This is a genomic window from Candidatus Planktophila versatilis (assembly GCF_002288105.1).
Classification (GTDB): Bacteria; Actinomycetota; Actinomycetes; order Nanopelagicales; family Nanopelagicaceae; genus Planktophila; species Planktophila versatilis.
On record NZ_CP016774.1, the window covers coordinates 391,582 to 411,052 of the forward strand.

Here is a 19,471-nt window from a genome sequence, read left to right on the forward strand (position 1 = left end):
TTGAAATAGGACTCGGCATGGTGGAAAATCCTATTTGCACACCCGAGTCTGCTCTTACTTGGTGAGTATCTAGCCCTACAGTGGTGACGTTAAAAGGAGGCATATGAGTTCGAAAGTCTCTCCTTTCTCCTTCTTCCGAGTCTTGTTCTATTCGATTTTAACCCTATTCGTATCCTTACTATTCGGCCTTTCATCCTCGAACCAGGCCTCCGCCGCACCAACTGTTGTAACTGGAACAATTAGCGGTATTCCTGATGATTCTTACGGAATTGCTTGGGCCGAGAAATATATTTCTGGTGAATGGGTTGAGATAACTACTTCCTATACCAAGGATCTTTATAAGGGCCAGGGCTACAAAATCAATTTAGGTGAAGCTAGTGGATCAGATGTCAGAATCTGGGCACAGTTTGGATCGACTGGTTCTGGATATCTATCAGGAACAGATTCATTTACTGTAACAAGTACCGCTATCACAAAGAATTTCTCATTGACGGCAGCAAACTTTAAGGTCGATGTTTCCAATCCACTTGCCTGTTCAAGCGGATCTATTAACGTAAAATCTTCGACGATAGGTACGTCCGATAAATTCGGATTATGGGCCCAAATGAATGAAACTGGAACCGTGAATTTATCTCTTCCAGTCGGGTATTCCTTCGATCTTGAAGGAAAGTGCAATGGTGATATTTCCTTCTCTTCTGCGGTAACGGCAACGAGTACCTTGCAAACAGTACCGATAACCATTGCTACACCGAACGTAGTAGGTACTATTTCGGGGATAACATCAAAAGCAGATGTTAACGGACGCGTTCAATCCAGGATTTCCGATGGAACATCAACCAATTGGCGAACAGTCAAAGATGGCTTTTCGACAAACAATGCGGGCCAATTCGCAATGAATTTGCCAGTTGGTACTTACCGGCTTGCAGTAGTACCCAACATGGATGGTAACAATTCAACTGGATTTGTCAGTACTTATTCAGATTCTTTCACGGTCGCCTCCTCACAGCTAACCATCAACTTTGCGATTTCTACCGATGCCAATGTCATATACACAGTTGAGCCAGCAATAAATGCTCGCGGCAGCTGGGTTAATGTGGAAGAAAAAATGACGCATCCCTTAAAGGGCACCTATTTCAATTACCTGGACGGAGCCATGGTCGGACCTGACGGCAAAGTAAACCTTTTCCTTGAGCCAGGAACCTACCGATTAAAAATCCATCCTAATGAAAACGGAGATGGTTATGTTCTTACGCAAGGCCAAGAGTTCACTGTTACTCAAGGTGGATCCGATGTTGTGCGAACGCTCTCCCTTGAAAAAGCTAATTTGAAATTTGTTGTTTCTCCCACTGAGAATTCGAAGTGGGGAAATATTTCGCTGACTGATTCAACTGGTAATGAGTATTCTGGCTGGATAAGTGAACAAGGAATAGGCTTTGTTTCGGCACCTGCAGGCACGTATAGCGTGACAATCTCACCGGGAGAGTCATCTCCAACAGCAGGGTTAACAGTTTTAGCATCTTTACTTGTCACTGGCGCTGCGCAGACAGTTAATGTGACGCTCGCTGCAGGCAATGTTTCAGGAACAGTTTCACCGGCGTCAGATTCTGACAATGGTTGGGTATACCCAGAGCAGAAAATTACAGGCGTTAAGGTCTATTGGAAACGCCTAAATATAGGCGCAAAAATTGACGAGGATGGTAAATACTCACTTGCACTCGCACCGGGTACATACCGAATCTGGGCTGAATCGGGGGATGGATCCTTTGTGCGATCTCCAAGCGCTGAATTCGTTGTGGGTAACACCAATGTAGTTGCAGATATAACTCTTAGAACTGCGAATGTCACAGGCACTGTGTCGCCCACAAATCGAGCCGCATACGGCAGCGTCTATGTGGCTTGGCGGGATGCTGAAACTGGACAGGACTTCGACGACTGGGCACCCATCCGAGGTGATGGCACTTATTCAATGTTGCTGCCGGCAGGAAAATATAAATTTAAACCCAATCCGGCAGGTCAGTGGAGTAACTATTTTGGTGTGACCTCTGATGTGGTCACGGTTTCTTCAACTCCGCAAGTCGTGGACCTCACATTGCAAGCCGCAAATGTATCCGGAACTGTAAATCCCACGAATAAATCGAAGGACGGATACGGAAACATCGAAGTACTCGTCGGTGGCCGATGGGAATATGCCGGTACTACATTCTCAATTAATCAAGCAGGGCAGTACTCTGTCTACTTACCGCTCGGGACTTACCGAGCTATTGTGCATCCAGGCTGGGAAGCCACGGGAGTTTTCCAACTGCAATCAGATTCATTTACCGTAGTCAGCGGATCCAATACTGTTAATTTCACTCTTCCCAATTCAAACTTTTCCGTCACCGTCACCCCTGCCGAATATACGCGTGGGGTTCAAGTCGCAATCGAGAAACTGCAGTCTCAAGGTTATTTCCAGCATTACGAATGGACGCAGGTGAATGATGCTGGAATTGTTGAAGCTTATCTACCAAATGGAAAATACCGATTGCGGTTTGAGCCACACGGAGGGCGATATGTTGAAACAATTTCAAATGCCTTCGACATGCCTTCTTCGGCTGATTTCCCCATCCCTCTTACTTTTGCATTAGATACGCCGAATGTTTCGGGATCGGTCACTCCTAGAGCTGATGCGGTGCAGGGCCAAGCGTGTATAGAGAGAAAGGAAGGGGATAATTTCTTCTCCATACGCTGTAAGAGACTCGACTACTACGGTGATTATGGATTCAAAGTTGAAAATGGAACCTATCGAGTAGTTGTGACACCTGCGTCAGTCTTGTACGGAGGCAAGGGTGGGTATATCTCCGATATAAAAATGGATTCTCCTTATACAACAACGACTTCAGATGAATTTGTTATTTCAAGCGACACTAAGATTGTGAATATCACTCTTTCTACTGGGAATCTTTCGGGGACAGTCAGTGACATCGCAAAGTCCGCGGGCGGATGGATTCAGGCGCTCAAAACTGACGGCTCTTATACGCAGTGGACAAATTATCGTGCAAATATTTCGGATCTCGGAAAATACGCACTTCAGCTGCCGAGTGGTAAATACAGACTGCAAGTTTTCCCTCGAGAAGATGCAACCGGGGTGGTTCGAACTGAGACAACTGATTTCACGATTGGTGGCTCTAATGTCGTAGTGGATGTAACTCTCGAAGCACCTAACGTGGCTGGTGTAGTCAGTCCAGTTGAAAAGTCTGCATTTGGTTGGGTACATGCAGAACAGTACGCATGTAAGTGTGGTTGGTCGGGATGGACTGGAGCGCCTGGTGTTGCCACTAATTCGAACATCAAATCTGACGGTAGTTATGCAATGAAAGTTGATCCCGGATTAACAAGAGTTGTTGCCTACCCTCGTTATGACGCAACCGGAGTAACAAAAACTGTCTCTGATTCATTCACTGTAGTTACTGGCACCACATCAAACATCAGCTTTAGTTTGAGTGAAGGAAACGTCCGAGGCACCATTTCTTCCATTGCAAACTCTGCCGGAGGCTATGTCCGGGTGGAGAAGAAGAATGGAGATTATTGGGATTGGACAACGTTCGGAAGCCAAATTCAAGAAGATGGCACGTATCGACTTCAGGTTGATCCGGGCACTTATCGACTCATTGTTTCACCGGGATGGCGCTCTAGTGGAGTAGTTGAAACTCCTTCCGAAGACTTCACTTTTGCATCTACGCAGGTCACTGTGAATGTGACCTTGGCAGCACCAAACCTATCAGGGGTTGTTACCAACTTAGTTGCCGCTGTCGATAACTCAAAACTCAATGGTCAACCACAGTACTACGGCGCCGCTTACGGTTATATTCTCAAGAAGAACGGTGCGAATTACAATTGGATTAATAAGTACATCACCGTATTCGCAGACGGAAGTTACTCGACATACCTGCCAAATGGAACGTACCGAATCGAGATTTATCAGGTCGATTCGTTAATCTCTGGACTTTCAAGAGTTTCAACCTCAGACATTGTGGTCTCTGGTGCTACAACTTTTAACTTCGCCCTCACTGAATCTAATCTTCGGGGAACTGTGGCACCTTCCAGTGCGGCAATGTGGGGGTCGGTCTGCGCTGAGAAACAGGATGGGGCCAACTGGGGTTGGAGTGGTTGTGAAACCATTCGCCAAGATGGAACCTTTGGTCTCAATGTAAGTGCTGGTGTCTATCGCGTGATTGCAAACCCACGTTGGGACTCCGTTGGCTATTCCAAGGCAACCTCTGAGACAGTAACTGTCGGAGCATCCGGAATAACAACGATAAATATCGCACTGAATACTTCCAACGTTAAATTGATCATTAATGACTTAGAGGGACGTCCTAATCACAATGGTTATTTACATGTGAAGGATTCGAATGGAAATTATGTGGATACTGGTAAGGGTTGGATCTCTCAACTTGGAAAAATCAGTTTCTCGTTAACGCCGGGTACGTACACTTTAGAAATTCAACCAGCCAATGAACGAAGTGGAGTGCGTACGATCACGAGTATTACGGTCCCGGCCACGGGTGTTCTGGAATCGACAATCACGCTAGCTGCCGGAAATGTCCAGGGCTTAGCAAAGAATTCCTCGGCTGCCAATATTGCCTGCGCCTTTATTACTGCGACTGCCGCAGGTGAAACAACAGTGAAGACGATTTCAAAGAATGACGGCTCATTCACGCTCAACCTTACTTCTGGGGTGAGCTGGACAATTAACGCCGTAGATCCATCAACTGGCCAACTAGGAACAACAACCCTTACGCCTAACGGAACAAGTAGTAACGCGGTCACGGTCACAACTGCATGAGAGCAAAATTAACCACAACCCTTTCCTTAGTCATTGTTTTCTCGCTCTTCTCTGCCTTACCCAGTGCGGTCGCACTTGATGTTCCTGGTGGGCTTGCAACGACGGGTAACCGTGGGGGTGATTACAACGAGGGTTCTGTGACAGTCACTTGGTCACCAGTAACTGGTGCAGATAATGGTTATGCAATTCAAACTATTTTGAATGGTGTTCAGGTTGGAACTCTGACCGGAGCACTTGGGCAATCAACTGCAAGTTCGGTCGTCAGCGGATTGCAGGGTGGAACCACCTACTCATTTAAGATTCGTGCTATTTCCAGTTCAGCGGTCAGCGCATGGTCTAGTGCGGTCACCGCGATGCCGATTACTTCGCCATCCACACCTAACAAACCGACACACTCAACGTCATTACTTGATGCGACCGCCAGATGGGCTGCGCCACCTTCTGATGGCGGAGCTGCAATTACGTCATACGTAGTCACTGAAGCAAATTCTGGGCGCACTCAGACCACGAATGCGACCACATACAGCGCCCAATTCAATGATTTAGCTAGCGGTGCGAAAGTAAAGTTCAATGTACGTGCAATCAATGGAGTAACGGCAGAAGGAACAGCGTCAGCTAATTCTGACGAGACAACGCTTCCTAGCGTTCCGAGTCAAGTAAGCGGATTGGTTGTCGCTAAAACATCGACCAAAGACCAGCTGCGCGTCACCTGGGATACGCCAGGCAATGGCGGTTCGGTACTCACAGGGTTTGAAGTCTTTCTGCGCCAAAGTGGCGCAGATCTTCAGACGTTACAAGTAACCGATGTAGCAGCTACTTCAGCTTTGTTTAATGGTCTCTCTGCTGGAACTTACTCAGCTCAAGTTCTGGCAAAAAACGTTATTGGTTCTGGCGCACGATCTCTTGAACCTGCTGGAGTAGATATCGAAGGAGTAACACCGGCAGTTCAAGCCTCTAGTCAAGGAAGTAGTGGTTCAGGTGGAGGAGGCGGCGGAGGAGGCGGCGGAGGCGGCGGAGCCCCGGTTCTTGCCTCGCCCTCACCATCACCAAGTGCGAGTGCATCACCATCACCAAGTGCCAGTGCATCACCATCACCAAGTGCGAGTGCATCTGCCTCACCAGCACCTTCATCATCACCGGCAATCGCACCTACGCCAACTCCAAAACCTTTAGTTAGCCCATCACCTAAGCCTTCAACGGTGCAACCCAAACCAGTTCCGATAACAACCAAATCCACTGTTTCTACATCTCTTCCAAAAAATGTGAAAATTTCTGGTGCCACAGCAAAGGTAGTAGATTCAAAAGGTCAGGTAATTAAGGGAATCAAAGTAACGATTTCAAGTAAAGGAAAAGTAAGCGTTGAGTTTCCGAAGGGAACCAAGACGGGTAATTACCAAATTAAAGTAACAACCAAGAACAAGAAAGTTGTGAGCGTTCCGGTCACTTTGAAGAAAAAGTGATTACCACTCCCAGTAATACTCACCATCACATTTAAGAATCTTTGAGCACATGGCATCAATCATCTTCGCCCCGTTGTACTGCTCTACTTTTGAAATCCAGCTGACTGTGCCAATGACAAAGCCCTCGTTATCAACAAGTGGTCCTCCGCTATTGCCCTGTGAAACGTTGGCGGTAAAGAGAATCTCACTCTCATTTGTATTCAGGACGGCACCGAAAGTAACCGAACCTTCATAGGCATCAGCACTTCCGGAAGTCATTACCCAATAGCCCGGAAATGGCGGGTTCTCTGAAATCTTCAGTGATGGCACCTTCAAATCAGAGACAATCACGGCTAGATCATTCTCTTTATCTAAAGTCACAATGCGCGCAGCAACCGGCTTCTTATATGCCCGGGCAACACTTAAGTACTTCTCTTTACCAATACAGTCCGCCACCACATGATGATTGGTGATGTATACCTGCTTGTAATCTTTATAGGCAGCCTCTTTCAGAGTGACCGCCCACGCCGATCCAATATTTCCTTTACCTGGAACATCACATAAGACTGAGACAGTTGACTCACTTGTCTTGCTAACAACCCCACCCACATCTCGCGGCTGCACATATCCATCGTCCTGCGGATTAGTCAATTGATACTGACCAGCGGGTCCCCAGGCTAAGAAGAAGGCGCCCATAGCAAAGGGAGCAACAACGATCAGAATTGCGGCAATGAACTTGGTGGCAGGTGATTCAGTCATGGCCTCAGCCTAGGTGTGGGGACTGACAATCAAGTGCTATCCCTAGGTAATACCAAGATGATTACACCCTGCTGATAAAGACTTGGCAGGCGTGGACTGCCATTTTGCACCGCATTGCTACCATTTCGCGTATGAAGCCAATGCTTGCAATCGCTTTAGCTCTCAGCATTGCCATTCCACCCACCTCCGCCTCAGCTGCTGCTTCGATTAAGCCAGGTGCTGAATGCAAGAAACTGAATCAAGTAGCAACTTCGTCTGGTGTGAACTACATCTGCCTACAAAGCGGTAAGAAGCTCAGCTGGAGCTCACAAGCAGCCAACTATGAGAAGACTAAGTTAAAGGCGTATGCGCAAATCCGCGCGGGAGCAGATTCTGGAAACCTCGATAACGTCGAGCTGGTCTATCACATCAGCAGTAGCTTCCCCAAGGATCTAAAGCAGCTCTATACCGCCCAAGTGGAGTATGCCTCCAAACTCTATGGCTCACTCTTTGCTAAAAAAGAGGTAGTCAATATCTACATGTATACCGAGAAAGATGAAAAATACTTACGCACCCAACCGATCTTGGCTGAATTTCTAGATGAGCATCTTCCTTGGTTTCAAGCTTGGCGCCAAGGCAAGGATCAAGAACATAACCTCGGACTGGCAGCGTGGTTTAAGGAGGGCCCTCCTGGAGTCCTAGCAGGTCACGCCGGTGTTCTAGCCTCAAGCAAGGCATCTGCCAAAACGATGCGTAAGTATGCAATTCAAGTGATGCCACATGAGTATTGGCATGTAGTGCAGGATTACTACTTCAGACCTACATTTGAAGATAAATTCCAAGCAAGAACCGATAAGAGTTTAGATGGCCTAGATTTCTACACCCTGCACTTCCCAACCACCTTCCGAGAAGGCTCAGCAAACACCATCTCCTTTGCTATGGCCGCAAATACCAAGAAAGAGTATCTAGAGCTATACCGCTATTTCATAACCGAGTTAAAGAATTACAGCCATTTAAAACTGATCACAACGCTGACTTCAACGCTGAGCGTTGAAAAAGCCTTGAAGAAGATTGAAGATAGGCGCACATTTTCAGAGGCCCATGAGGCTTCATATCCACTTGGTTCACTGCTCTATGAATGGGTAATTGCCGAGTATGGATTTGATGCCTATAAGAAGATTCTAGAAAACCAGATGACTGGTGAAACCTTTGAAGACAACATCCAGGCATCTTTAGGCATGTCAGTTGCTAACTTATATAAGAAGGCAGCGCCTCATATCCTGGCGGCGTTTAGCGGGCGGTAGTTAAGTGTTAGCGGGAAGTAAGGTCTTACGCACTACTAATCACACACCTCTGTTTGCAATGAGCCTAGCAAACGCTCAATAATCGGATTTCGCACCTAAATGACCCAGTCTTAAAATCCCTTTTACTAGTCAGTTAAACCTAAAATCTTTGCCTTAGAAGCTTTAAACTCAGCTTCATCAATAAGTTTCCGTTCAAATAAATCACTCAATTTCTCCAGTTGTTCAATAGTGTCAGGGCCAGAATTATCCAGCTTATTCGATGGCGTACTAGAAATCTTGGATTTGAAAGGTGCAAAAAAGGCCTTAATTTCTGGCTCTGATTTTTTAGGAAAACGCAAAACAATAGGGTCGTTACTATTTTTAAAGTCAATAAAAGCGAAGGCCTCACCAGTTTTTTTCTTAAACGCAAATGCAAAAACGCCGGTCAAAAGGAGCCTGCTAGCTGTAATTCTCTTTTGAATTGCGTCAGGTCCCTCTACTGAAAGCTCTGAAACATCAGCCCATGGGTAAAAAATTTTCGAACCCCATCCTTCGGCAATCTCAAATCCAGAATCGGTTAATGCAATAACAATTGAGTTTTCAGCATCTCCATGAATTTTTTCTGCTTTCATTACACTTTTGCTCATTGGTAATCCATATTCTTAAAGCGAATTTACTACGATTTTTTGGTGGGCTCTGCAAAGGTACTCTAGAAATTACTCTCTGCCTAGGTGATAGAACCATAAACTTTCTCAGTTAAGAGTCAACTGAGCAGCTCCTTGAAATCATCCACCCGCAGGTAATCCTTAAACATCTGCACCGATCTACTCGTTGCCTTCACCTTGGAGAGGTGGAACTTCGCCTCCCACCGATCAAGCTTGATGTATGGCTCATTACGCCATGATGGCACTGACTCAAAGAGCACTCGTGCTTGCAAGGCTCCCCAATCAGAGATGCTGCCGGCAACATCAAGAAAGTGCAGCAGATCCTTTGCTGCCTCTTCCTGAATGCGCTTAGTTGCGCTGATGGGAATCCCGTATCCATTCATGATTGAGTGCCGCCCCAGTGGCAGGCTCACCCCGTGCTCACTTGCTAACTTACGGTTGAACTTTAAGCACACCTCACAGACATTCCATGAGTAACGTCCGGTGCCACCTGCAACTGATGAGGCGCACATGTAACACAGGTGAAATCCACTAGGGCAATCAACTCCTGGATATGGTTTATAGACCTCACATCTACAGACTTGCATTCCGTGTCCGGCAGATGTGAGACCAAAACAGGTAGTACAGATAAGTAATCCAATCGGTGACATAGCAAATAGTCCTTACTGGACCTCATAGATAGAGACCCGCTCTTCCAGCGGTGTCTTTCATCGCTGGCAGGTCTTCCTTTAGAACCACCGTGCGCGAGTTATGCGCGGATTGGTACTAAGCAAGCTAAAGGGCTTAACGCTTAGTTCTTGACCTAGGGAAAGGGTAGCAGGGGGGAGTGACAAATTTTCTGAGCGGTCTACTCTTTTATTGAGATTAGAGGCAGAATCAAGTCACTCACCCCTATGCCTAAGGTAAGGAAATTCGTATGAGCTTCTACAACACACCTGGAACTCCCACGTGGGAAAAAGTCGTTGAAGGAACTTGCATCAAAACTGGCTGTGATGAGTACGTGAACGAGTACGGACTTTGTTATTCACATGAATATTCATGTCATGTCCCTGCATGCAATCAAGACTCATACAGAACTGATGATGGGGATGGATTTTGCGGGATACACGAAGGTAAGTGCTGGAAACCCAATTGCCCGAATGCCTGCTACGAGAATGGCATTTGCTTCCAGCATGAAAAACAATGCCAAAAATTGGAATGTGATGCTCCAATTCAAGCTGGCAAATTTTGCCCATATCACGTCAATTCTTGCTGGAAACCTTATTGCCAAGACATGGTCGCTGAGCGAGGGCTTTGCTTAACGCATTCAATCCAATGCATTAAACCTTACTGTGATGGAATCCCATATGAATACGGGATCTGTATTTCTCACAGCCTCGAATGTGCCTATCCATTCTGCGATGGGATTATCTATGAGAATGGCCGATGTATGTCGCATGAGTGAGATATGTAAGTTTCCGCTTAAAGGGCAGTTCACCATGCCCTTTCGGGAATAAGAGGCGCGTCCAGGGCGTTTAAATCACCACATCTATAGAACAGGACTTATGGCTACTGCAGCAGGCGAGATTTACTTTATTGGGGAAAAAGATCTCCGTACCAAGGAAATCACTCCTTACTTCAAGGTTGGAATCGTTCGGGAGAATCCTGAAAACGCCGATCGGGATTCCACTCAACGCTTACTTGAGCATCAAACTGGTAATCCACGTGAGCTCTACATTGAGAGCGTCGTCAAGACTGACCTTGTTGAGTTGGTAGAAACCCTGCTCCATAAGAAGTTCGCACCCCTTGGTGTCCGCGGCGAGTGGATGAAGCTCACTGACGCAGAGCTCGAGCAGGTTAAAGTAGAAGCGAACGCATTAGCTGCAGAAGCAAAAGGGATCATTTCTGACCTGCAAAAAGCAGAGAAGCTTGCCAAAGAAAAATCAGACGAGGTCACAATCCCTGCGACGGACGAATTGATTGCCTTAAATGAGATATATCTAGAGTCAAATGCAAAGCTCAAGGCATCTGATGAGATGTTTGATGTGATTAAGGAAGTCCTCTCTGATGCACTTGAAGATGAAGATGAGGAAGAAGAAGTTGAGGCTTTTGTCAAGGTTCAGGAGAAAAAAGGCAAGTCCGTCTTTGATGAAACTGCTTTTAAAGAGAAGTACGAGGCTATTTATAAGAAGTACATAATTACTAAATCAACAATCAAAGGAACAGCTAGTTACTCAGGCTCGCGCACCTTTAAGAAAGAATTTGCAGAATTTGATCCTGGCTTTGCCAAGATTGTTGAAAGTTTCGATCCTCTAGTTGAAAAGATTGCTGCAGGTAAGGAGAAGAAGGAGGCACTTCATGCATTGAGCCTTGACCTGCGCCGTGCCTCAGCTGAAGCAGAGTGGTCAAAGATGAAAGCCGAGAGCAAAATAAAGGTAGCTTGTGGAACTCATGCTGGAATTGAAGGCGTCTTCAAGTGGGTTCGCACAGAGAAGATCATTGAAAGTCTGGATAGGAAAGCACTGAAGGAAGCTCATCCCGATTTGGTTGAAGAGTTCACCGCCGCTGGGGAGGCGATAAAGGCAGTTATCGTCGATCCGAAGAAGGGCTACTAAGCCGAACTCCAGGCTTAAGCCTTGTTTGGATTCCTAACGGACTCGTGTTCGGAATCCGAACGGCTTGTCGGGATATCCCGACAGTTTGAACCCTGACCCCCTTTTTACGCTCAACCGTATGATTATCGTACGAACACCTGTTCGAAATCTATGTTACTCTCCGCTTCCCCCTAAAACTCCGCTCCAAGCAGTAACCCCCGGCCCAACGCGAAGATGTCAGTGACGGCCAGTAACTTCTCCATACGTCAGAAGCTCCAGTGTCTATAAGAAGGGTAACGGTGAGTACCGAACCAAATAATGGAAAAGCCCAAGAGCAAGAACTCTGGGATCGCATTAGCACGACAGAAGGTGCAGAGCGAGCTGAAGTCTTAGATGAACTCAGCCACATTGCATACAAGAAAGATAACTTCATCGAGTGCTTGAATTTAGTAGATACCTCTATTGATATCTACTTTAAACAAGGCGGCTTAGATATTTATCTCACAGAGTTAATTCATCTCTATCACGGAAAAGTGCACTGCTTTGAAAACCTCAAGCGGTATGAAGATGCCGCTAGAACTCACGAGGAGTTAGCAGTCATGAAGTTCGTTGAAAACGACTTCGAAGCACAAGCTGAAGAACTACGTGCGGCAGGACGTGCGTGGTATCGCACTGAAGAGTGGCGAAAGTCGCTTGACAATCACCTAGCTGCAAAAGCAGTACTTGATCCAAGTATCACAACGCTCACGATGGGGGTAGACCTACTCAACATTGGAATGGCGCTAGCGAAGCTAGGCAGTTATCAAGATGCAGTTGATAATTACTTAAGCGCTCGCTCCCTCTGTAAAGAGGCAAAGAATCCAGAATTTGTTGGATGGTGTGATAACTATCTAGCACTGTCATATATCGCCCTTAACAACGGCCCAGAAGCAAAATTCCACGCACTTCACTACTTCAACTACACCAAGGTAACTGAAGATCTAGGAATGGAAGCGTATTCACGCTACCGACTAGGGGCAGCCCTTCTCCTCTGTGAAGAGTACGAAGAAGCAGAGAAGCACTTAGTTCGCTCTCTTGAACTACTTACCCTCGATGAGGATAAGGATTGGGAAGATATCGTCGCGGTAAATAAGCAGCTGGCCCAGGCTCTCACAGCGCTAAACCGTGAGGCTGAAGCCCAAAAGCGTCTTGATCGCATCAAGACCATCGAAGAGACCATCGCAGCGTGATCAAGTCTCGAGCAGTATTCGCAGCAGGTGCGGGGTTCCTATCCGCCGCACTTGCTGTGACTTACTTTCAGGTGCAAGAACCCACCGGGCCCAGAGCAATTGCGATCCCTACCACCCTTGCAGATGAAGAAGTCCTTACCTGGAACTGCGAGATCCCCGAATACAAGCCAGAGTCAATAATGCTCACTTGTGCAGATGGGGGGTGGATGGTTCACACCATCACCTGGAGTAAGTGGGGAAAAGGTGGCGCTGAAGGCATGGGCATTTTCCGAGAGAAGCTATGTGAACCGAGTTGCGCAGAAGGAGAGATTGCGAAAGAGAAGGTCAAGGTGACGCTCTCAGACTTAACAGAGCGCAAAGGAAAGTATTACTTGAGAACGCTAGACATTCGTACAGCATCAGGTAAGGATTTCATGTCTGGCAGGGGCGATGAGCTGAAGTGGGATGTGATGGAATTTATTGAGATGATGGGTTGGGATGAGTGAGGATTTAAGATGACGGCAATTTTTGCTCTTTGGAATACTAGCGGCTTTTCTCTTGCTGCAGATTCGAATCAAAGAATTAATGAACCTGGACAGATTTGGATTGACCCAATTCAAAAGATATTTTCTCTCCCAAATCACCAAGTTGCTTTCGGTGGAGCAGGTGATTCGCTTATTGACATGGTTGACGTCAATGTGCTGGTTTCAACCTGGTCAAAAAAGTTAAAGGAACCGCTACCCACCATAGAAGATTATGCAATTAGTTTTTTGAATTGGTTTAACGATCAAGAGTTGCCTGACACATCTGCCGAACTTAATCTAGATGAATTTGATTCTACAATTAGAGAAAACTTTGAAATTCTAAAGACTGAGTATCCGCGATTTATGGAGGCTAATGCAGAGGAAATCGCAGACTTTCTTGCCAGTAAAATGGTAAAACAACCGATAGCTGCCCTGAATGTATACGGTAACAGGTATCTTGATTTGGAAATAAATAAATTTGAGTACGAATCTGATGCTGAGATTTTGAGTTACGAAAGTATTTTTCGGATACATAATGAAGTTTCTGCTTATCGAATAAGTTCAGAATCCTATAAAAACTATTGGGCTAATTGCTACACTCGCTGTTTTTCGCGAGCTTCAGAAATATTTCCCAGCATTGCAGGTGAAGAATTCGATTCAGATCGGGATTGGCATATTGGGTTAATTGACTCCTTGATTGAAGTGCATGAAAATTTATTTTTCCCGGATGCGACTTATGCACGATGCATGCTTATTGGGTATGGAGAGAATGATTGGATTCCCAGAGCTGTAGTTTTTCGTATCTATGATTCTGAATGGGGGGTTCGACAGGTCGCAGTTGAGCAAGTTTTAGACCCCAAATTTCAGTGGTACGTGACAATTGGAATCTCATCTGGTGTCGGTGATCTAGCGAGAGGTTACTCAAGCGACTTCCATGAAAGTCTCATAGAAGTTTCTTCTGAATCTCTTGACGAATCAACTAATAGCGAATTAATGTCTAAGTTATATGAGTTGGGTACCCAACGAATACAAAAAAGTCTCAACAGAATCGACTCGCTTACAGTGAGAAGACTAGAATTCGTTGCACGCTTATTCGTGGAACTAGAGGCGTTAAAATCATATCTGAATGAACCGTTACCTGGCGTCGGTGGAGATGTCCAATACATTACAATGACAAAGGATTCTACAAAAAGTGGCGTTTATCATGAGTACAACTAGATGACTAGAAATCACTTCTATTTGAAGTAGAAAGTCGACTGGAAAATCTTGGTATGACTGATGCAGATTCGCTTTCAATCGAATATATCCAGAAGAGATTCAACAAGCGGATTAACGAGGCAAAGAGGTAGACAAATGCAAAGTGAGAATCAAAGTAGAATAGAGCAGGCTAGGCTCGAGAAAAAGTATGAAGGATTAAAACTTCTGTATCACGGTACAAGCCTATTTAACGCTCAGTCCATGGCTACGAGTTCAGCAAAGAGACCAGCAAATACTCGACTCGCAGAGGAACTCTGCAGTTCATTCAACAGTACGCTTGCTGAAGTTGTGGCTGACAAAAGTAGCCACGGCTTCTTTGATCAATTTGTCTTTGCCAATTCTCCTGCGCAAAGCCGGGATAAAGAGATTTATACCTCTACGGGCTTTGTCCTTGCCGCGAATTACGCTTCCAGAGGTCCTGAGTGGAGATATCACCTATTAATGTACTTTGCGAGCAAAGCCTTAAATACTTCATTTAACCCTATGGCCCACAATGAAGAAATCGAAACTTGGATAAAGAGATATGCAGAACCTGCCGCAATTGTGATACTCGATGCGTCTAACTATCCTAAGTACCCAGAAATTAATGAATTTATCAAGAAGCTCAGCAAGGGCGATACTGTAAGAATTCCCTATCCACTTCCAGATACAGTGAGAGTGATTGAGTTTATACAGTGGGGAAACGAGATTAACTCTTGATTTCAGTCCAGCGCTTGCCACCGAATTTCTCCTGAACTTCATCATCGAGTTGGTCCGCCATGGCGGCAACAATAAATGCAGCGTGCTTGAGCTCTCCAGGAGAAATCTGATCACCCGCCAATGCATAGACGAAAAATAGATCGCAGGTTCCCTCATCATCGAGTATGACCTTGATTGAACCAAGGTTTCTCCGTGAATCCGTTGCAACCCATTGGAAGAGTGCGGGAGATCTGGGTACATCCATAGCTAGGAGGGCTCGCACTCGAATCAACGTGTTAGGAAGCTGGTGTGTGTTCACAAATTCTTTGATTTTGGCGGTATCTGGACGAGACATGGTGACAACGTCAATCCAGACCTTAGTAGATTGGTATTCAAAGGTAGTATCCCCATCAGGGTCAATTTCAGCATTCGAGAAAATTGCCTTGGTGTACTCAAAAACCTTCTCTTTGACCTCTTTAACTAGAGTCATTGTCTTAACCTATTTCCTCGGACGTACCGAAATGGTACCTAATTGGCGCTTTACATGTTAAAAAAAGTGCCAATATGAAAGACTTCGGCCAGGTCAGTTGAGGCGTGCGAAGGGGATGAAGTGACGTTTACTCCACCCGAGCAACTTGGGAAATGGTTGCGACAGCATCGTCTTGGCAACGGGGCGTTCGGTGACGCCTGGGTCTTTGAGGACTCCAGTGCCAAAAATGAGTACGCGGTGATTAAATTCTTAACCCAGTCACAAGAGTCGATTACCGTGACAAAGAAACGATTTAAAAAAGAGAGAGATATTCTTTCTAAATTGAATAACCCGCGGGTATGTCGACTTCTGGACGATGATTTGGATTCAAATCCGCCGTGGATTGCGACAGAATTATTTGGAGGTCGTCCTCTCAAATCTGAGATTACTGAGAGTTATCAGTTAGATGAATTCACCTGGGTCAGATTAGCCAACGATGTACTTGAAGGGTTAACTTACGTCCACTCACTAAAAATTAAGCATCGCGACTTAAATCCAGGCAATATCGTATCTACCGCCGCGGGCTACAGAATCATTGATTTTGGAATTTCTTCCCAGGGTCAGGCCCAAGGAACTTATTCTGGGAACCAGAGAATATTTCATCGGCTTTATGGATCACCTGAGCTTTATGATGAGAATCAGGTGATAGATGAGAAGTCAGATGTTTTTTCACTCGCCACCCTTCTTGTCTTTGCGGCGACACACAGATCTCCTTGGACAACAGATACACGAGTTTCATCAGATAGAGAAGTAACTCAAGGAATTTTTGAAGAGGTTGCCTACAACATTATAAAGTCGGAACCGCAGTACTACGGCATGAGTTCAAATCAGAAAATACTGCTGCGCAAGATGCACGAAAAAAATCCTAAAAACCGTCCCTCTGCCGAGGAAGCACTGAAGGAGCTGAAGAAGTTATCGGATAAAGAGTTTGTGAATTACTTGGCGGCAGGAGCTCCCAAGAGACCTAGTAAATCGGCTCCGGTAAAGGTAGCTCAACAAAATATAAAGGATGCAGATCCAAAAAAGAGCCCGAAAATTGTCATTTCACCACGCGTAAACCTCTCCAAAGAAGAGAGTAAGGCACTAAAGAAAGAGAGCAGTCATCGTCAGCAGATGCTGATTAAAATAATCGATTCAGAATTCGGCCATGATGCACTTGCATCTGATTTTCCTCAACGGGCTGCTGTCAAGAAAATGCTTACTGTCTTAGATCTTCTGACAACGGAAGAGATGGAAGATGTGAGCCGTCAAGTCAATGCGAAACTGGGCTGGGAGTTTATTAAGAATTTACCAGATCCATCACAGGCCGGCGCCCCCATCAAAACAAAACCGACCAAACTCGCGATATCAACTAATCGGGTGCAAGTTGTCGAGGGATGGGCTTCAGTGGATCCAGCTAACTTATCAATCTCCGGAAATTCTGTACAAGTGGATGCAGAGGCTTGGCCGGCCCCTAAACCCAAAGAGACTGGTCCCAGAAATCCTGGCAACATCGCGAGTTTCCTTCAAATTTATTGGAAAGACCTCTTAATCGGTTGGCTGACGACGCCGATTGGCTGGCTTATTTACCGAGCTTACAAAAAGCGAAATGCACCTTCCCAAGGTAGTTCTGAAAACGCTGCAATTAGCTTAAAGGGTTGGAAAATTGGGTATTTAGTAACGCACGGTATTTCATTCGGATTTTTAGGTCCGGTAGCTGGAATCCCCTTTGCCTTCCAACTCAAATCCAAGCCCGTGTCTGTATTCATGGCGATTAATTCCATTGCAGTCTTCATATTTTTCGGTGCAATTGTCTCAACTCCTTCGGGGAGTGAGGTTGCCACCTACGCAACCGCAGTCTGGGTGATGAATTACATTTTCGGTTTCTTCCTTCCTCTTGCAATGCGCCGAGGAAAAGTTGAAGACCAAGTACAGTCACCGGAAGTTTCAAATCAGCTCCCCTCCACATACTTAGCCGAGGGCGAGAAGATAGATCCTTTTGATGATGAAGAGTATTTTGCCAATGCTCAAGCCAAGCTCAAGAAGGAGCCGGTCAAGCAGACCTGGCTACATCTCGGTGATGAAGTCACCAAGATACTGAACCACTCGGGTATTGAGAATTTCAATATTGCTTTTGCTCAACTAGATATAGAAGGAATTTACTTCCAAGGGTTCAGAGAAAAAAGTGGATGCATAACGATTGAGGCTGCTTCAAGCTTGAGTGTTCGTCCAGAAGTCACTAGTGAACAGAATCGAAACATTATTCGCTCCGGATGGGAGCCGCCAGCTGGTGAGAACCCAAACTACGTCAAGTTCCTAGATTTGACCCAGAGCAATCTTGAATTCATTTCGAGTCTGATCATTTCAACACTTCGCGATGGATATGGTGTTGGCTTGGAAGGACTGCAGCCCGTATTTAGCGTAAGCATGGATGGAGAGATCATCTATGTAGATTTCGAAGAATTTAAGCGACTTACTTCTCAGTGAAGCGCCTTACTAACGAATTTTTCAAAGTCTTTGATGGTCTGAGCGCTGGGCTTACCTAAACACTTAATGACCAGCAGTAAGCCGGGCTTACTCACAATCTGAGTGCCGATATCAGGCAAGTTCTCTTCATCAAAAGATGCTGCAAGAACTTGAGCCTCAAGATCCTTGAGAGCTTGCATGTTCTCCTTCTTGGGCTTGTAATAGGCAAATAAACCTTCACCCTTTACCGCCTTGAACTCGACTGCGCCATGATCTAACACTAAATCGATGCGGGAAGTATCTGTTTTTACTTCAACAGCTTTCTCATAGTATGAAGATAGTTGCTGATAAGCACGATTTAGTTGGGGTGATTGATCGAATCTTTCTTCTGTTGGCGAGATTGCAGACATAACTCGGTAGTTAAATGATTTGTCAGGATCAATTGTTCCTGATGAGGCATAGAGAATATGGGCATCATGGAGAAAGACTTCAAACTCGGAGAGATAACTATTTCTTGTAAATTTCTCGCCTAGTTCAAGATTTGTGAATCTTACTTTAATTTTATCTAGCCAACCCGGAATGGCTTCTTTTGAAACTATCTTGGTGCGTAATAGATCTGCACCTTCTTCAGATTCTAGAAAGTTGATGATGGCCTTCACCGAGCGATTTCTATAATAATAAGCCTGCTTCAGTCCTCTAATCTTTTTGAACTCACGCTCTAGGAGAAAGAGCATTTCTTCACTTATTTCCTTTAGGTCTTGTGCTCCGATTGTGTCAGAATATGTGCGAGTTAAATACTCTTGGACACGAATCCTTTTATCCTTCTCGAATGCAACACTTGACATTATTTCTGAAAGCCACTGAAAATCAAAGCTAGTTCTTTGCGTGCGCAAGACTGACACATGAAAGGTTCTAAAGAAATTATTTAACTCGTTTTGAATAAAGCTATTTGCGTTAACTTCGACTACTGCCTGAATTTCTTTTTTTCGCACTTTGCGATCCACTTCAAAGAGACCCTTGATGTGTTCGAGAACATCTTTACCCGTTGTTGTCTCGGTAAAGGCCACCGCATTGGACTTGGACATGGATCTCGATTCTGGGTAGAGGAGGGGCCCTGGGACCCCTCGAGGGATCTAATATTACCGAAATATCCGATTTTTTGGAAATATTTTTAGGTATTTTTTGAAATTACGCTCAGTAACGGCGTGTCTCGATTTGCAATATTTAGTAATGTTTGCTTATAATAGGACCCTAGCCACACCGGCTATACCAAGTAAGGCTCAGAAGGCCTTAAGAAGTAGGAGTTA

15 protein-coding genes are annotated in these 19,471 nt (G+C 45.4%); 10 read left to right on the plus strand and 5 right to left on the minus strand.

From position 1 onward, the window contains the following. Nucleotides 1-103: 103 nt before the first annotated feature. Both A1sIA79_RS02060 and A1sIA79_RS02065 read left to right on the plus strand, forming a co-directional pair. Nucleotides 104-4,825: a hypothetical protein gene (locus tag A1sIA79_RS02060; RefSeq protein WP_095674578.1), complete on the plus strand. Its 4,722-nt coding sequence runs from the start codon at nt 104-106 to the stop codon at nt 4,823-4,825. Continuing rightward, nucleotides 4,822-6,285 carry a fibronectin type III domain-containing protein gene (locus A1sIA79_RS02065; protein WP_095674579.1) on the plus strand — a complete coding sequence of 488 codons (1,464 nt, stop codon included), beginning with the start codon at nt 4,822-4,824 and terminating at the stop codon, nt 6,283-6,285. The genes A1sIA79_RS02060 and A1sIA79_RS02065 overlap by 4 nt, the downstream gene beginning before the upstream one ends. Here A1sIA79_RS02065 and A1sIA79_RS02070 read toward each other — a convergent pair whose 3' ends face one another. Further along, on the minus strand, nt 6,286-7,023 hold the full coding sequence (locus A1sIA79_RS02070) for a S1 family peptidase (protein WP_095674580.1): 738 nt from the start codon (nt 7,021-7,023) through the stop codon (nt 6,286-6,288). 131 nt (nt 7,024-7,154) lie between these two features. Between A1sIA79_RS02070 and A1sIA79_RS02075 the strand changes: the two genes are divergently transcribed. Continuing rightward, nucleotides 7,155-8,306, plus strand: a complete 1,152-nt coding sequence (locus A1sIA79_RS02075) for a hypothetical protein (protein WP_150122975.1) — start codon at nt 7,155-7,157, stop codon at nt 8,304-8,306. Between the two features lie 125 nt (nt 8,307-8,431). Here the strand turns inward: A1sIA79_RS02075 and A1sIA79_RS06960 are convergent, their stop codons facing one another. Together A1sIA79_RS06960 and A1sIA79_RS02085 are read right to left on the minus strand one after the other, a co-directional pair. Then, nucleotides 8,432-8,932, minus strand: a complete 501-nt coding sequence (locus A1sIA79_RS06960; protein WP_223298367.1) for an SHOCT domain-containing protein — start codon at nt 8,930-8,932, stop codon at nt 8,432-8,434. Between the two features lie 116 nt (nt 8,933-9,048). Further along, the gene (locus A1sIA79_RS02085) at nt 9,049-9,600 is read right to left on the minus strand and encodes a hypothetical protein (RefSeq protein WP_150122976.1); all 552 of its coding nucleotides are present in this window, start codon (nt 9,598-9,600) and stop codon (nt 9,049-9,051) included. Nucleotides 9,601-9,978: 378 nt separating this feature from the next. On the opposite strand from A1sIA79_RS02085, the gene A1sIA79_RS02090 reads away from it, so the two are divergent. The 6 genes from A1sIA79_RS02090 (at nt 9,979) to A1sIA79_RS02115 (ending at nt 15,211) form a co-directional block, all read left to right on the plus strand. Then, nucleotides 9,979-10,251, plus strand: coding sequence for a hypothetical protein (locus A1sIA79_RS02090; RefSeq protein ID WP_190277078.1), 273 nt, complete (start codon nt 9,979-9,981; stop codon nt 10,249-10,251). Nucleotides 10,252-10,494: 243 nt separating this feature from the next. Beyond that, entirely contained in the window at nt 10,495-11,544 is a 1,050-nt protein-coding gene (locus tag A1sIA79_RS02095) for a GIY-YIG nuclease family protein (protein ID WP_095674585.1), read from the plus strand. Nucleotides 11,545-11,822: 278 nt separating this feature from the next. Then, nucleotides 11,823-12,752, plus strand: a complete 930-nt coding sequence (locus tag A1sIA79_RS02100) for a tetratricopeptide repeat protein (protein ID WP_095674586.1) — start codon at nt 11,823-11,825, stop codon at nt 12,750-12,752. After that, nucleotides 12,749-13,237: a hypothetical protein gene (locus A1sIA79_RS02105; RefSeq protein ID WP_095674587.1), complete on the plus strand. Its 489-nt coding sequence runs from the start codon at nt 12,749-12,751 to the stop codon at nt 13,235-13,237. The genes A1sIA79_RS02100 and A1sIA79_RS02105 overlap by 4 nt, the downstream gene beginning before the upstream one ends. Nucleotides 13,238-13,246: 9 nt before the next feature. Continuing rightward, on the plus strand, nt 13,247-14,473 hold the full coding sequence (locus A1sIA79_RS02110) for a hypothetical protein (RefSeq protein ID WP_095674588.1): 1,227 nt from the start codon (nt 13,247-13,249) through the stop codon (nt 14,471-14,473). 135 nt (nt 14,474-14,608) lie between these two features. Then, nucleotides 14,609-15,211 carry a hypothetical protein gene (locus tag A1sIA79_RS02115; RefSeq protein ID WP_095674589.1) on the plus strand — a complete coding sequence of 201 codons (603 nt, stop codon included), beginning with the start codon at nt 14,609-14,611 and terminating at the stop codon, nt 15,209-15,211. On the opposite strand, the gene A1sIA79_RS02120 is transcribed toward A1sIA79_RS02115, so the two are convergent. After that, nucleotides 15,201-15,680 carry a T3SS (YopN, CesT) and YbjN peptide-binding chaperone 1 gene (locus A1sIA79_RS02120; protein ID WP_095674590.1) on the minus strand — a complete coding sequence of 160 codons (480 nt, stop codon included), beginning with the start codon at nt 15,678-15,680 and terminating at the stop codon, nt 15,201-15,203. The two genes, A1sIA79_RS02115 and A1sIA79_RS02120, sit on opposite strands and share 11 nt — an antisense overlap. Nucleotides 15,681-15,800: 120 nt before the next feature. On the opposite strand from A1sIA79_RS02120, the gene A1sIA79_RS02125 reads away from it, so the two are divergent. Then, on the plus strand, nt 15,801-18,185 hold the full coding sequence (locus A1sIA79_RS02125; RefSeq protein ID WP_095674591.1) for a serine/threonine protein kinase: 2,385 nt from the start codon (nt 15,801-15,803) through the stop codon (nt 18,183-18,185). Here the strand turns inward: A1sIA79_RS02125 and A1sIA79_RS02130 are convergent. Beyond that, complete coding sequence (locus A1sIA79_RS02130; protein ID WP_095674592.1) at nt 18,179-19,249, minus strand: hypothetical protein; 1,071 nt, start codon at nt 19,247-19,249, stop codon at nt 18,179-18,181. The two genes, A1sIA79_RS02125 and A1sIA79_RS02130, sit on opposite strands and share 7 nt — an antisense overlap. Between the last annotated feature and the right edge of the window lie 222 nt (nt 19,250-19,471).

Coding starts and splice junctions, on each gene's coding strand:
- A1sIA79_RS02095 (WP_095674585.1), top strand. CDS start 10,495: ATGGCTACTGCAGCAGGCGAGATTTACTTTATTGGGGAAAAAGATCTC.
- A1sIA79_RS02120 (WP_095674590.1), bottom strand. CDS start 15,680: ATGACTCTAGTTAAAGAGGTCAAAGAGAAGGTTTTTGAGTACACCAAG.
- A1sIA79_RS02130 (WP_095674592.1), bottom strand. CDS start 19,249: ATGTCCAAGTCCAATGCGGTGGCCTTTACCGAGACAACAACGGGTAAA.
- A1sIA79_RS02060 (WP_095674578.1), top strand. CDS start 104: ATGAGTTCGAAAGTCTCTCCTTTCTCCTTCTTCCGAGTCTTGTTCTAT.
- A1sIA79_RS02065 (WP_095674579.1), top strand. CDS start 4,822: ATGAGAGCAAAATTAACCACAACCCTTTCCTTAGTCATTGTTTTCTCG.
- A1sIA79_RS02085 (WP_150122976.1), bottom strand. CDS start 9,600: ATGTCACCGATTGGATTACTTATCTGTACTACCTGTTTTGGTCTCACA.
- A1sIA79_RS02115 (WP_095674589.1), top strand. CDS start 14,609: ATGCAAAGTGAGAATCAAAGTAGAATAGAGCAGGCTAGGCTCGAGAAA.
- A1sIA79_RS02070 (WP_095674580.1), bottom strand. CDS start 7,023: ATGACTGAATCACCTGCCACCAAGTTCATTGCCGCAATTCTGATCGTT.
- A1sIA79_RS02090 (WP_190277078.1), top strand. CDS start 9,979: ATGAATATTCATGTCATGTCCCTGCATGCAATCAAGACTCATACAGAA.
- A1sIA79_RS02075 (WP_150122975.1), top strand. CDS start 7,155: ATGAAGCCAATGCTTGCAATCGCTTTAGCTCTCAGCATTGCCATTCCA.
- A1sIA79_RS02110 (WP_095674588.1), top strand. CDS start 13,247: ATGACGGCAATTTTTGCTCTTTGGAATACTAGCGGCTTTTCTCTTGCT.
- A1sIA79_RS06960 (WP_223298367.1), bottom strand. CDS start 8,932: ATGAGCAAAAGTGTAATGAAAGCAGAAAAAATTCATGGAGATGCTGAA.